The organism is Streptomyces sp. SID13666, assembly GCF_010548325.1.
Classification (GTDB): Bacteria; Actinomycetota; Actinomycetes; order Streptomycetales; family Streptomycetaceae; genus Actinacidiphila; species Actinacidiphila fildesensis.
In genome coordinates this window covers 1-12535 of the sequence record NZ_JAAGLX010000014.1, presented here as the reverse complement: position 1 = coordinate 12535, position 12535 = coordinate 1, and the positions used below count along the sequence as shown (strand labels likewise).

The 12535-nt window shown below is 71.1% G+C and carries 10 protein-coding genes and 1 tRNA gene; 7 read left to right on the top strand and 4 right to left on the bottom strand.

Annotation, left to right across the window (positions count from 1 at the left end; translation table 11 throughout):
• Positions 1-152: 152 nt before the first annotated feature.
• Positions 153-917, top strand: a complete 765-nt coding sequence (locus tag G3I60_RS19520; RefSeq protein WP_164298383.1) for a DedA family protein — start codon at positions 153-155, stop codon at positions 915-917.
• A 28-nt stretch (positions 918-945) separates the two neighbouring features.
• Here the strand turns inward: G3I60_RS19520 and G3I60_RS19515 are convergent, their stop codons facing one another.
• Positions 946-1590: a TetR/AcrR family transcriptional regulator gene (locus G3I60_RS19515; RefSeq protein WP_269288581.1), complete on the bottom strand. Its 645-nt coding sequence runs from the start codon at positions 1588-1590 to the stop codon at positions 946-948.
• Positions 1591-1707: 117 nt separating this feature from the next.
• On the opposite strand from G3I60_RS19515, the gene G3I60_RS19510 reads away from it, so the two are divergent.
• The gene (locus G3I60_RS19510) at positions 1708-3939 is read left to right on the top strand and encodes an MMPL family transporter (protein WP_164298380.1); all 2232 of its coding nucleotides are present in this window, start codon (positions 1708-1710) and stop codon (positions 3937-3939) included.
• A 68-nt stretch (positions 3940-4007) separates the two neighbouring features.
• Here G3I60_RS19510 and G3I60_RS19505 read toward each other — a convergent pair whose 3' ends face one another.
• A complete protein-coding gene (locus G3I60_RS19505) occupies positions 4008-4211 on the bottom strand; it encodes an AlpA family transcriptional regulator (protein ID WP_138355080.1) in 204 nt (67 codons plus the stop codon).
• Between the two features lie 230 nt (positions 4212-4441).
• Between G3I60_RS19505 and G3I60_RS19500 the strand changes: the two genes are divergently transcribed.
• The 4 genes from G3I60_RS19500 (at position 4442) to G3I60_RS19485 (ending at position 10093) form a co-directional block, all read left to right on the top strand.
• Entirely contained in the window at positions 4442-5155 is a 714-nt protein-coding gene (locus G3I60_RS19500; protein ID WP_164298378.1) for a helix-turn-helix transcriptional regulator, read from the top strand.
• Positions 5152-5919 carry an ABC transporter ATP-binding protein gene (locus G3I60_RS19495; protein ID WP_164298376.1) on the top strand — a complete coding sequence of 256 codons (768 nt, stop codon included), beginning with the start codon at positions 5152-5154 and terminating at the stop codon, positions 5917-5919. Before G3I60_RS19500 ends, G3I60_RS19495 begins: the two co-directional genes overlap by 4 nt.
• The gene (locus tag G3I60_RS19490; RefSeq protein WP_203673341.1) at positions 5919-8465 is read left to right on the top strand and encodes an FtsX-like permease family protein; all 2547 of its coding nucleotides are present in this window, start codon (positions 5919-5921) and stop codon (positions 8463-8465) included. Before G3I60_RS19495 ends, G3I60_RS19490 begins: the two co-directional genes overlap by 1 nt.
• A 107-nt stretch (positions 8466-8572) precedes the next feature.
• Positions 8573-10093: a glycoside hydrolase family 5 protein gene (locus tag G3I60_RS19485; RefSeq protein WP_164298372.1), complete on the top strand. Its 1521-nt coding sequence runs from the start codon at positions 8573-8575 to the stop codon at positions 10091-10093.
• A 24-nt stretch (positions 10094-10117) separates the two neighbouring features.
• Here G3I60_RS19485 and G3I60_RS19480 read toward each other — a convergent pair whose 3' ends face one another.
• The gene (locus G3I60_RS19480) at positions 10118-10534 is read right to left on the bottom strand and encodes a CBS domain-containing protein (RefSeq protein ID WP_138355085.1); all 417 of its coding nucleotides are present in this window, start codon (positions 10532-10534) and stop codon (positions 10118-10120) included.
• Positions 10535-10888: 354 nt separating this feature from the next.
• Positions 10889-10964 (bottom strand) — tRNA-Arg (locus tag G3I60_RS19475).
• 318 nt (positions 10965-11282) lie between these two features.
• Between G3I60_RS19475 and G3I60_RS19470 the strand changes: the two genes are divergently transcribed.
• The coding region (locus tag G3I60_RS19470; RefSeq protein WP_164607550.1) for a dynamin family protein at positions 11283-12535 on the top strand (1253 nt) is incomplete at its 3' end.

Sequence of the window (12535 nt, the reverse complement as noted above, 5' to 3'; positions counted from 1 at the left end):
GGTCTGCGACCACAGGTGGAGCCGGACCGGTCCCTGAGGATGACCTGTTTCGGGCAATCCCCTGGGAATCCCCCTATCAGGACGAAACTCTCTTGCGGCGCTCCAGTTGCCCCTGCCAGCTTGGGGATACGGGAGGGAAGAGGGGCAGCCACATGGACGTTGGACACTTCGTGTCGTCACTCGACTTCACCGCGGGTCTCGTCGAGCACCTGCGGGGTGGAAACGTTGTGTGGGCGTACGCGCTGCTGGCCGCGACCACGCTGCCGCCGCTCGTGCCCAATGCGGTGCTGCTCGTCACCGGCGGAGTACTGGCCGCCCAGGGCCGGCTGGACCTCACCCTCGTGCTCGTGGTCGTCGCGCTGAGCGCGCTGGCCGGGGACATGCTGATCCACCGCACCGGACGGGCCGTGAGCGGCCGCGTCGTATCCCGTATCCACCGCAGGCCGCGGCAAGCAGCCCTGTTGCGATGGGCCGCGCTGCGCATACAGCGGCATGGGGTGCCCTTCGTCATCGCGGTGCGTTTCCTGCCGAGCGGACGCCTGATCGGTGGCCTCGCCGCGGGCGTGGTCCGCTATCCGGCACGCCGTTACCTGGCCGGAGCGGGGGTGGCCGAGGCGGTGTGGGCCACGTACTCCGTCGGCGTCGGCTACTTCAGCGGCCGCGCGGCCTCCAACTCCCTGTACGCCGTCGGCCTCGGCCTCGGCGTCTCCCTGCTGGTGGCGGCCGTGGGAGTACTGGCCCAATGGGCGTCGAGGACGCGGGAACGCCGTCAGGTTCCGATGGCAGTTCCCATGGCACTTCCGGCCGGTTTCCCGGCCACCCCAGCCCCAGCTCCGGCGCTCGTTCGGGCTTCGGCTGCCAGGCCCGAGAGCGTCCTGGACAAGGACTTCTGCGAGTCTGCCGGGCGGGGCCTCTAGCCGCGCGGGCGGCCGTACCTGTTGCGGCTCAGTGGTGGCCGAGCGGGGGGCGGGATTCGGTGCCGACGTACGGGGCCAGATAGCGGTACAGCAGGCCCTTCAACTCCTTGATGTACGCGGCCTGTTCCGCGCCCTCCTGGGCGAGGACGAGCTCCAGGCCCGTCTTGAACATGGCGAACGCGATCTCGGCGATGCGGGCGCGGTCCGCGGCCGAGAGCAACGGCGCGCGCAGCTCGATCAGCCGGTCGACGCGTTCCAGTAGCGAGGCGTGCAGCTGATCGTGCTCGTCGGTGACCTTGCCCGGCGTGTCGGGGCCCTTGATCAGGGCGAGGAAGGCCGGGTTGGCGCAGTTGAAGTCGATGAACGGGTCGACGATCCGGTCGATCATCTCGGAGAGCGGCAGTGCGGCGTTCTCCGGAGTGAAGACCAGGCCGTGGGCCTGCTGCATCTGCTGGATGAGCCGGCCGCCGAGTTCGACCGCGATGGCTTCCTTGTTGGGGAAGAACTGGTAGAGCGTGCCCGGGGAGACGCCGGCTTCGCGGGCGATGGCGTTCGTGCTCGCCGCCCGGTAGCCGGACGTGCAGAACACGCTCGCGGCCGCTTCCAGCAGCTGCGTCACCCTGCGCTCGCCGCGCGCCTGGCGACGGCGCGGCTTCTCCTCCACCTCGGACACGTGTAGGCCCCAATCATGATTGACAAATACGAGTGGTCGCTCGCATTCTTGAAAACGCGAGTTGCTGCTCGTGTTTTTCATTCTATGCTCGTTCTACGGGGAGGGGACACCTCAGTGATGCCCGATGTCAACCGCGAGCGCGCCGTCGGGGGCTGGACCCGGGCGGTCACCGCCCGGCCCAGGCTGACGCTGCTGCTCGCGCTGCTCTTCACCGCCCTCGCCGTGGTCGCCGGCAGCGGTGTGGCGGACCGGCTGAGCGGCGGCGGGTGGGAGGCCCCGGACTCGGAGTCGTCCTATGCCACCAAGGCACTGGAGGAGCACTTCCCCGCCTCGCAGCCCAATCTCGTCCTGCTGGTGGACAGCCGCGGAGCGGGCGTCGACAGCCCGCAGGTGGCCGCCGCCGGACGTGACCTGGCCCGCAGGCTCGCCGCCGACCCCTCGATCGCCGGCGTCACGTCGTACTGGGCCACCGGAGCACCCGAGTTGCGGGCGAAGGACCGCGGCGAAGCCATGATCGCGGCCCGGATCGTGGGCGGCGACGATGCGGTGGGCGCCGCCGTCGAGCGCATAGCGCCCGCCTACCGGGGCGCTCAGGGGGTGGTGGACGTGCGGATCGGCGGATTGGCCGCGGTCCGGCACGAGCTGCAGAGCACCATCGAGGAGGACCTGCTGCGCGCCGAGATGATCGCGCTGCCGGTCACGCTCGTGCTGCTCGTGATGGTCTTCGGCAGCGCGGTGGCCGCCCTGCTTCCCCTCGGCGTGGGCATCATCGCGATCCTGGGGACCAACGCGGTGCTACGCCTCATCACGTCCTTCACCGATGTCTCCCTCTTCGCCCAGAGCCTGACCACCGTGCTCGGGCTGGGGCTGGGGATCGACTACGCGCTGTTCATCGTGCGCCGCTTCCGTGAGGAACTGGCGGACCGGGACGACCCCTTGAAGGCGGTGGGCGCGACGCTGCGCACCGCCGGCCGTACCGTGCTGTTCTCGGCGCTCACGGTCGCCGCCGCGCTCGCGGCGATGCTGGTCTTCCCGCAGTACTTCCTGCGCTCCTTCGCCTACGCCGGTATCGCGGTCGTGCTGCTGGCGGCCGGTGCCGCACTGATCGTGCTGCCCGCCGCCCTGGTGCTGCTCGGGCACCGGGTCAACGCCCTGGATCTGCGCAGGCTGTGGCGGCGACGGGTTCCCGCCGCGGAGCCGCGCGAGCCCGGAGCCGGCTACGCGGCGCTCGCCCGGCTGGTGATGCGGCGCGCTCCGCTCTTCGCCATAGGTGCCACCGCGGGCCTGCTCCTGCTCGGACTGCCCTTCCTGCAGATCCAGTTCGGCACGGCCGACGATCGCCAGCTCCCGGCAGGCGCCGAGTCGCACGCCGTCCAACAGCACATACGTGAGGCGTTCCCCGGCAATCCGGGCGGCGGAATCACGGTGCTCGCCGAGGGGAACCCCGGTCGGGACGCGCTCGCTGGATACAAGGGAAAGCTGGCCGCGCTGCCCGGAGTCGTCACGGTCGAAGGCCCCTTCGCCGCTCCTTCCGGCGGCCCGGCGTACCTCACCGTGCTGCCCCGGACCGAGGCCGTGGACGCGGCAACCCAGGACCTGGTGGGGGAGATCCGAGCGGTGGACGCCCCGTTCGGGACCGCGGCCACCGGCCAGGCCGCCGTGCTGGTCGATGCGCAGAAGGCCATCGCCGACCGCTTGCCCTGGGCGATCGGAATGATCGCCGTCGTCACTCTCCTTCTGGTGTTCCTGTTGACCGGCAGCGTGGTGATACCGCTCCAGGCGGTGCTGCTCAACGCGCTGAGCCTGACCGCGATGTTCGGGGCGGTGGTCTGGGTGTTCCAGGACGGACATCTGTCCGGGCTCCTGGGATTCACGGCGACCGGCAGCATCGAGACCACCCTCCCGGTGCTGATGTTCTGCCTGGCCTTCGGCCTGTCCATGGACTACGGGGTCTTCCTGCTGTCACGTATCAAGGAGGAGTACGACCGCAGCGGTGACCATCAGGGAGCGATCGTCTTCGGTGTGCGGCGTACCGGCGGACTCATCACCGCGGCCGCAGTGATCCTCGCCGTCGTCATGGTGGCCATCGGTACCTCACGGGTGGCCAACACCAAGATGCTCGGCCTCGGCATCGCCCTGGCCGTCCTGATGGACGCCATGGTGGTCCGTACCCTGCTTGTCCCGGCCGTCATGCGACTGACCGGTCAGGCCACGTGGTGGGCGCCGCCCGCGCTGCGCCGGTTCCATGACCGGTTCGGCATAAGCGAGGGCGGCGGCGGGGGAGTGGCGCCGGAGGCGGCTCGTGCCCCGCAGCGTGATCAGGAGCGGGACCCCGAGCCGGTCCGGTAGCTGTTCGCCGGTCAGGAGCCGGTCGTTGTGGGGTGTCGGTCAGAGTCCCGGCGGCCCGGGTATGGGTGTCAGTCGGGATCCCGGCGGCCCCGATTACCGGGCCGCCGGGCACTCCAAGCTCGAATGGTGTCGGCATACCAGAAGGGTTTGCCGCTCTCCACGACGTCCGGAGCGGGCAGGTGCCCGTGCTTGCGATACGAGCGCACGGTATCGACCTGGACCCGGATATGTGCGGCGATCTCTGCGTACGACCACAGGGTTCGGTCGGTCATGTCACGCACCTCCCTACAGTGGGGTGGCTGTTGATCAGTAACCCTTGTCCTGTGAACGACATGTACTGACAGCCGCATGGGCCTGTAGATCGTTTGTGACACGGAACCCGCGTAACAGTGACAAACGTGGCAGATAGGTGACGATCAGCACCAGGGTGGGGCTAACCCCCGTAGTGACTGGCGGGGCGTCGCCAGTGCACAAGTGAGTGTGCACAAACCATTGTGTACACATGCCGAAGCAACGACGCATCAAGGAGATCGGCGATCTCGGGGCGCTCAAGGCGCTCGCGCACCCACGCCGTCAGCAGATCCTCGACCATCTGGCGCTGCACGGGCCGGCCACCTCGGCGACCCTCGCCCGTGCCCTGGACCTGAACACCGGAGCCACCAGCTACCACCTGCGGGAGCTGGACCGGCACGGCTTCGTCGAGGAGGCCGAAGGGACGGGACGGGGGCGCGAGCGCTGGTGGCGAGCCGCCCCGGCGGACCTGCGCTTCCCGCAACGCTCCGAGCAGAGCGACGAGATGCGGCCGGTCGTCGACGAGATGAACCGTCTCGCGTTCGCCGCCGACCTCGCGCTCTTCGAGCGGTCCCAGCGCGAGATCGAGGGCGTATGGGCGGACGGCCAGCCCTACTCCCGGGGCTCCATCCAGGTGACCCTCCCCGAACTGCGCGATTTCTTCGAGGAGTACATCGCCCTGGTCAACCGGTACAAGCGCGCCGACGACGAACTGCCGGAGGGCGCACGAAACGTGCTCACGCGATTCCTCGCCTTCCCGGCACCGGCCGACGCCCCGGAGGTCCAGTCGGCAGCAGGTTCGGCCGCCGATGAGCCGACCGATCCCCTGCCCGCCGAAGCGAAGACCCAGAACCTGCCCGATGAGCAGACCGAGGACCTGGCCGAAGCGACGAACGACGACACCACGAACGGGGACCCCTCATGAACACGTTCGCCATGGACACCGACCGCATCGCGCTCGCGCCGGCCGTACGACTGGCGGCCGTCACCAAGATCTACGGCCGGGGTCCCCGCGCGGTACGCGCCCTGGACGGGGTCAGCGCCAGTATTCCGCGCGGCTCCTTCACCGCGGTGATGGGGCCGTCCGGCTCCGGCAAATCGACCTTCCTGCACTGCGCGGCCGGGCTGGACACGCCCACGAGCGGCACGTCCCACCTCGGGGACACCGAGCTGACCGGGTTGAATGAGACCCAGCTCACCCAACTGCGGCGCAGCCGGGTCGGCTTCGTCTTCCAGGCGTTCAACCTCGTCCCCGCACTGACCGTCCGTCAGAACATCGCGCTTCCGCTCAGACTCGCGAAACAACGGCTCGACCCGGCCTGGCTGGCGGAGATCCTGCGGCGCGTCGGACTGGCCGGCCGTGCGGACCACCGCCCCGCGGAACTGTCCGGGGGACAGCAGCAGAGGGTGGCCATCGCCCGTGCGCTGATCACCCGCCCTGACGTGGTCTTCGGCGATGAACCGACCGGCGCCCTGGACACGGTCACCGCCAAGGAGATCCTCGGCCTTCTGCGCGGCTGCGTGGACGGCACCGGCCAGACCGTCGTCATGGTCACCCACGATCCCGTCGCCGCTTCGTACGCCGACACCGTGCTCTACCTCGCCGACGGCCGCATCGCGGGCCGTGACGACGAGCCCACCGCCGACCGGGTGGCCGAGCGCATGACGCACCTGGGGGCGTGGTCCTGATGCTGCGCTACGCACTGCAGACCCTGAGGGCCCGCAAGGGCGGCTTCGCGGGAGCCTTTCTCGCCCTGTTCTGTGCCGCGGCGCTCGTCACCGCGTGCGGGGTGCTGCTGGAGACCGGTCTCCGGGGCGAGATCGCGACCGAGCGGTACGCGGCCGCACCGATCGTCGTCGGAGCCGACCAGAACGTGCACCAGACCACCGTCAAGGAGAAGAAGGGCAAGACCAAGGTCAAGGACAAGGCCAAACCGCTCGCGGAGCGGGTCTGGCTGCCGGACACCACCGTGCGGACCGTCCGCCAGGTGCCAGGAGTACGGGCCGCCGTCCCCGAAGTCACCTTCCCCGCCTATGCGGTGGGCCGGGGTGCGGACCGGAGCGGCTCGCTGAGCGGAAAGCCGTCCTTCGGCCACGACTGGGCCTCCGCCGTACTCACGCCCTTCACCCTCGCCGAGGGCCGCGCCCCGCAGACGGACGGCGATCTCGTCATCGATCGCGAACTCGCCGGGCGGATGGGCCTGAAGCCCGGCAGCAGCGTCACCGTCCAGTCCACCCGGGCCCCGCGCAGCTATCGCGTCACCGGCATCGCCGCCGCCCAGGACGGTGATCTGCGGCAGCAGACCTCGCTGTTCTTCACCACCGCCGAGGCCGGACGGTTGGCCGGCCACCCCGGGCAGATCACCGCGATAGGAGTCCTGCCGGAGCCCGGCGCGGACACCGGCGCCCTCGCCACGAACCTCGCCACCGCGCTGCAGGGCACGAAGGCCCAGGTGCACACCGGAGCCGACCGCGGACCGGTGGAGTTCCCCGACGCGGCCAAGGCCCGGATCAAACTCGTCAGCATGGGTGGCGCGATCGGCGGCACCTCACTCCTCGTCGCGGTCCTCGTGGTCGTCGGCACCTTCGCTCTGACCATCCAGCAGCGCTACCGGGAGATAGCCCTGCTGCGCGCCATCGCCGCCACCCCGAAGCAGATCCGCCGGCTGATCGGCAGGGAGGCGCTGCTGGTAGGCCTGGCGGCGGGCGCTCTCGGTTCCGTCGCGGGCCTGCCGGTCGCGTACTGGCTGCACGCCGAGTTCGTCGGTTTCGGCGCCGTGCCGGACACGCTGCGGATCGCGTGGAGCCCCTTCCCGATGTTCGCGGCCGTGGGTGCCGCGCTGCTCGGCGGCTGGTCCGCAGCCCGGATATCCGCCCGCAGGGCGTCCAGGATCCGGCCTGCCGAGGCGCTCTCGGAAGCCGCCATGGAGACCCGTACGTCCCCCTGGGGGCGGCTGCTCGCCGGCGGGCTGTTCCTCGCGGGTGGCATCGTCCTGCTCGTCGTGCTCAGCGGTCTGCGGACCGAACCCGCGTCCACGCCGGTCACCTTCCTGACCGTGGTGGTCCTCGCCGTCGCGGTGTCCCTGCTCGGGCCGCTGCTGGCCCGGATCGCCGCCGCGGTACTGGCCGTTCCGCTCCGCGCCTCCCGCATCGGCGGCCACCTCGCCGCCGCCAACGTCCGTACCAACTCCAAGCGCCTCTCGGCGGCGGTCACTCCGCTCGCGCTGCTCGTCGGGATGACCTGCACCGTGATCTTCGTGCAGACGACGATGGGTCACGCCGCTCAGCAGCAGGCCTCGGCGGGCAACCGCGCCCAGTGGGTACTCGGCGCCGCCGCGCCCGGTGTGCCCGGCGAAGCCGCCGCGGCGGTGCGCCAGGTACCCGGCGTCACCGCGGTCACCGAGGTCGTACGGACCAGCGTCCGGGTCGGCCTCTCGAAGTACACGGCGCAGGGCGTGACCCCCGCAGGACTGACGACGACCTGGGATCCCGACGTCACCCAGGGCACGCTCCGGGGGTTCGGCGACGGTGACATCGCGCTCAGCGAGGTCGCCGCCGACGGGCTGGGAGTCCGGCCGGGCAGCACCGTACGGCTCACCCTCGGCGACGGAACTCCCGCCGCTCTCAAGGTGGCCGCCGTCTACGCTCGCGGTCTCGGATTCGGCGACCTGACGATGTCCCACGACCTGGTCGCACGACATGTCGACAATCCGCTGGCATCGGCCGTCCTCGTCGCCACCGACGGCCGCGCGGACCGTGCGGCGCTCGGCGCGGCGGTCAAGGACTTCCCAGGTGTCGCCGTTCTCGACCACGATCAGGCGGGAGCGGTCCAGGCCGAGGTCCAGCAGTCCAACGCCGAGGTCAACTACCTCGCGATGGGCCTGGTGCTCGCCTTCACCGCGATCGCGGTCGTCAACACCCTCGCGATGTCCACCGCCGACCGGTCCCGGGAGTTCGCGCTGCTGCGGCTCGTGGGCACCACCCGCCGGCAGGTGCTGCGGATGCTGCGGCTGGAGGCGCTGACGGTCGTGCTCGTCGGGGCGGTGCTCGGCACCGCGATAGCCCTGGCCACCCTGACCGCGTTCAGCCTCGGGATGACGGGTGCGGCGGCCCCGCGGCTCGACCCTGCCGGATACCTGCTGATCGTGGCCCTGGCGGCGGGTCTCGCCCTGCTCGCCACCGCCCTCCCGGCCCGGCTCGCGCTGCGGGTCCGGCCCGCCGAGGCGATCGGCTGACCGCGAAGAAGTCCGGGAAGAAGTCCGGTTCGAACACTTGCCCCTGTGATTGCTACCGGACAGTATCGGCAGCCATCCGTACGGAGCCCGAGCCTGAGAGGTGGGCCATGCGCCTGCGCCGTACCGCTACCGCACTCGCCGTCAGCGCTGCCCTCCTGGGCGCCGGAAGCCTCCCCGCCGCCGCTCAGGCCGGCCAGAACGCTCCGGCCCAGGCCGCCCGGAGCCACCAGGCAGCCCCGGTTGCCGCCGCCCCCCACCGGGCGGCGGCACCGGTGGCGGCCGGCACCGTCACCACCCCCGACGGCCGGACCTATCTCGCCGACCGCCAGGGCCGCGCCCTCCAGTTGCACGGCCTCAACCTCGGCAAGACCGACACGGTCACCGAGGCGGGTATCGCCGAGCTCGCCACGAGCGGCTTCAACCTTGTCCGGCTCAACATCCAGTGGCAGAAGGTCGAACCGCGGCGCGGCCACTACGACACCGCCTATCTGCGCTACCTCGGCCGGGTCATGGACTGGGCGGACCGGTACGGCGTCCTGGTCCTCGTCGACTGGCACCAGGACGTCTTCGGACCGGCCTTCGGCTTCAACGGCATCCCCGCCTGGGCCACCCGCACCGACGGCATCCCTTACGAACCGCTGCCCGGCGACGACTGGTTCGCCAACTACTTCCAGCCCGCGGTCGGTGCGGCCTTCCGGCACCTCTACGACGACGCGGATCTGCGGGCCGCCCAGGCCGCCGCGTACACCAAGGTCGCCGCGACGCTGCGCGGCCACCGGTCCCTCCTGGGCTACGACCTGTTCAACGAGCCGTTCGGCCCGTTCACCGGTGACCCCACCGACCCGGCCACCCAGATCGAGAACTCCGCCGCGATGGAACGGGGCCGGCTCGCCGGCCTCTACCGGCGGCTGATCGCCGCCGTCCGCACGGCCGATCAGGACGCCTGGCTGTTCGTCGAGCCCACCGTCCTCATCGGCCAGGGCGTCCCCACTCAACTGCCCGGCTTCAACGACCCCCGACACGGCTCCGACCGCATCGGCTACGCCCCGCACTACTACGACACCGCCGTGGAGAACGGCGCCGACTGGGATCCCGCCGACGGGTTCATCGAAGCCTACGAAGCCGTCATCCGCGCCTATCCGGCCGCTCACAGGATGCCGGTCCTGGTGGGCGAATGGGGTCCCGCGAAGGCCACCGGCAGCGGCAACGCCGAGCTGATACGCCGCCAGACAGCGTCCATGCGCGGCTTCGCCACCGGCTGGGCCCTGTGGTACGACTGCCACGCCGCCGAAGGCGGTGGCTACTGCGCCTACGACGCCGAAGGCCTACCCGCGCCCGGCAAGGAGCCGGTGTTCGCCGCCTACGCGCCGGCGATCGCCGGGACACCCGGCGCGGAGTTCTACGACCCCGCGACCCACACGTACACCCTCGCCCTGACCACCACCGCGGTCTCGCGGCGCGCCTGGACGGAACTGCGGCTGCCCGCCACGGCGTTCCCGCACGGCGCCAGGGTGTCCGTCACCGGCGCCCGCGGTGCTCTCGTCCACCAGGTCGCGGGAGAGGCGCGGATCCTGCTTCCGGCGACCCCGCCGGGCTGGCACGTGACGCTGACGGTCACGGCCCGCTAGAGCCCTGCGGCCCCCGGAAGGCTCCTAGTCGGCGCGGATCGCCGCCGCCAGCGCTCCGGCCTTGGCCGCGCCCAGCTTGCGGGCGACATCGGCCTCGCTGATCATGCCGACGAGCGAGTCGCCGTCCAGCACGGGGATCCGGCGGACGCGCTTGGCGGCCATCGCGGCGACGACGCTGTCCGTGTCGTCGTCGGCCTTGGCCGTCAGGGGCTTCCCGTTCATCAGCTCTGCGGCCCGTATGGCCGACGGGTCGTGCCCGATGGCCACACACCGCAGAACGATGTCCCGGTCGGTGAGCACGCCCCGCAGTCCGCCGTCCGAATCGGTGATGGCCAGCGCGCCGATGCCCGCATCCCGCATCCGCTTGGCAGCCACGTCCAGCGTCTCGTGTTCGGAGATGCTCTCCACACCCTTGTGCATGATGTCGCGTGCAGTCGCCACGGAAACTCCGTCCATCGCAGGTAAGCCCCCGCATCGACGCTAGGCGAGCCCGCCCCGCCCTGCATCCGGAGCCGCCCCCTGCTCGCCCACCAGGCTGGCGAACCGGTCACCCACCCCGAAAGTCTCTTCGCCCCGCCGCTCGCCAACCACTGGGCCGAACGGGTGCCGAACGGACACCGGCCGCGTTCCTGCCAGAAATGTCGACACGGATGAGGTACACCCGCCGGGAACGAGCCGGCGACGCCGTACGCACTCGGGGGCAGAGACTCACGTGAGTCGCTGCCCCCGAGTGCATGAACAGGGCGCCGTACCGGCACGACCTGCGGAAAGGTTTCCCCGGAACGGGTGAAGCGGTGGTGCCCCCAGCAGGACTCGAACCTGCGGCCAAGTGCTTAGAAGGCACCTGCTCTATCCACTGAGCTATGGGGGCCGGACAGTGGCCGCGGCTGTTTCCGCCCCTGGGTGGTTCCGTGACCTGGCCGGGGTCAAGGATAGGGCGCGGTGGACCTTCTACCGGTTGCTTCACCTCCGTGACACGTTGTGGAGGTTCAGTGAAGCGGTCCGATAATCGCAGGCGGGTACGAATGCTGCACCGCTTTTTCCGCCTCAGTCGGTGGCCGTTGTGCACTCGTTATGCCCGGGTCTCGTCCGGCTCGCTTACCGCCGTATCGGGTGCGTGCGGGCCAAAAAGGCGTGAACTGGGCGGTATACGCTTCAAAAATGCGCCAAAATGGGGCATTCTGCCACTGTGGCGATCTTGGACGTACGGCCCGATCTGCTAGACGCGCTTTCCGCGCTGCGCGACCGCGTCGACGTCGCGCGCTTTCCGTTCCCACTTCCTGGAGCCGCGCGGGCCCGCCGTACCCGCCAGGAGCTGATCGCGCAGCTCGACGACTATCTGGTGCCCCGGCTGCGGACCCCTGAAGCGCCGCTGCTGGCGGTGGTCGGTGGATCGACGGGGGCCGGGAAGTCCACGCTGGTCAACTCGCTGGTGGGGCGGCGGGTCAGCGAGGCGGGGGTGCTGCGTCCCACGACGCGGACGCCGGTGCTGGTGTGCCACCCCGCGGACCGGGCCTGGTTCTCCGATCCGCGGATCCTGCCGGGTCTGGCACGGGCCTGGTCCGCGCGGCCCGGGACGCAGGACGAGGACGGGGCCGCGGAGGGCGAACTGCTGCGGCTGGAGATCGATGACGCGCTGCCCAGGGGGCTCGCGCTGCTCGACGCCCCGGACATCGACTCGCTGGTCGCGCGCAACCGTGAGCTGGCCGCGGAGCTGATCTGCGCGGCGGACATCTGGATCCTGGTCACCACCGCGTCGCGGTACGCCGACGCGCTGCCCTGGCATCTGCTGCGCACCGCCAAGGAGTACAACGTCACGCTGGCCACCGTGCTGGACCGGGTGCCGCACCAGATCGCCGAGGACGTCGCCCGGCACTACGCGGCGCTGCTGACGAAGGCCGGGCTCGGGGACGTACCGCGCTTCACCGTTCCGGAGCTGCCCGAATCCGCGGGCGGCGGCGGGCTGCTGCCGCAGACCGCGGTCGCCGCCCTGCGCCAGTGGCTGGCGCACAACGCCGAGGACCCGGCCGCCCGCCAGCAGGCGGCGCAGCGCACCGTGGTCGGCGTCCTGGACTCGATGCGCGCCAGGATGCCGGCGCTGGCCTCGGCCTCGGCCGTCCAGCACGCGGCGGCGGTACGGCTGGCCCGTGGCGCGGAGGACGCGTACGCGGAGGCCGCCGAACGGATCGACGGCGCGGTGACGGCCGGGGTGCCGTTGGCCGGCGAAGCCCTGGCGCGCTGGCTGGAGTACCCGCACTGCGGGCGGGAGGCGCTGCAGTCCGCGCTCGCCGAAGGGCTCGCGACGCTGCTGCGCTCCGAGGTCGACGCGGCCGACGAACGTATTGCCGCCGGATGGCAGCGGGACCGCGCGGGGGCCGCGCTGCTCGCGGAGCCGGACGGGCGCCCGGACCGGGCGGCCGCCGCGGACCGGATCGACGCCGG

Bases quoted from the DNA above. Each gene is read 5' to 3' on its own strand.
- G3I60_RS19520 (WP_164298383.1), top strand. From the start codon at position 153: ATGGACGTTGGACACTTCGTGTCGTCACTCGACTTCACCGCGGGTCTC.
- G3I60_RS19510 (WP_164298380.1), top strand. From the start codon at position 1,708: ATGCCCGATGTCAACCGCGAGCGCGCCGTCGGGGGCTGGACCCGGGCG.
- G3I60_RS19505 (WP_138355080.1), bottom strand. From the start codon at position 4,211: ATGACCGACCGAACCCTGTGGTCGTACGCAGAGATCGCCGCACATATC.
- G3I60_RS19500 (WP_164298378.1), top strand. From the start codon at position 4,442: ATGCCGAAGCAACGACGCATCAAGGAGATCGGCGATCTCGGGGCGCTC.
- G3I60_RS19495 (WP_164298376.1), top strand. From the start codon at position 5,152: ATGAACACGTTCGCCATGGACACCGACCGCATCGCGCTCGCGCCGGCC.
- G3I60_RS19490 (WP_203673341.1), top strand. From the start codon at position 5,919: ATGCTGCGCTACGCACTGCAGACCCTGAGGGCCCGCAAGGGCGGCTTC.
- G3I60_RS19485 (WP_164298372.1), top strand. From the start codon at position 8,573: ATGCGCCTGCGCCGTACCGCTACCGCACTCGCCGTCAGCGCTGCCCTC.